Annotated in this window: 1 pseudogene; it reads right to left on the minus strand. The window is 77.7% G+C overall.

Annotated elements, in window-relative coordinates:
* Positions 1-479 (minus strand): annotated as a pseudogene (locus N869_RS18250) (DNA polymerase III subunit gamma and tau); the annotation flags it as partial.

Genomic DNA, 479 nt, shown 5'->3' on the forward strand with positions numbered 1-479 from the left:
AGGCGCCGGTGCCACGTCCCAGGACGCCTCGGCCTCGCTCACCGACATGGTCGCGCGCGGTGAGGTGGTGACTGCGGCCTCGGACCGTGCGCCCCCACGGTCACCACGGCTGCCGCCACCGGGCCCCGGCGCCCCCGCCTCGGCCCCGGTCACCACGGCGTCGACCCGCAGGTCCAGGCCGAGGGTCTCGTGCAGGGCACGTTGGACGTTGCCCGGGTGCGGGCCCGTGCGGAACGTCGTCGCCAGCTGCGGGGTGCTGAAGGCGAGCGCCAACGTGGAGGCGGTGACCTCGGCGACGTGACCGTTCTGGCTCACCAGCACCCAGGTGGCCATCCGCAGGCCGCGCAGGGTCTGCAGCACCTCGGGCCAGCGGCGGCGCACCGTCTCCGCATCCAGCGCAGGGCCCGTCCCACCGGCCGGTGGGGCGGGGGCCGGCTCCACGGGGACGTCCGGCGTGGGGCGGGGCTCGGCCGCCGGGG

This window comes from Cellulomonas bogoriensis 69B4 = DSM 16987, from assembly GCF_000767165.1.
In the GTDB taxonomy this organism is placed as follows: Bacteria; Actinomycetota; Actinomycetes; order Actinomycetales; family Cellulomonadaceae; genus Actinotalea; species Actinotalea bogoriensis.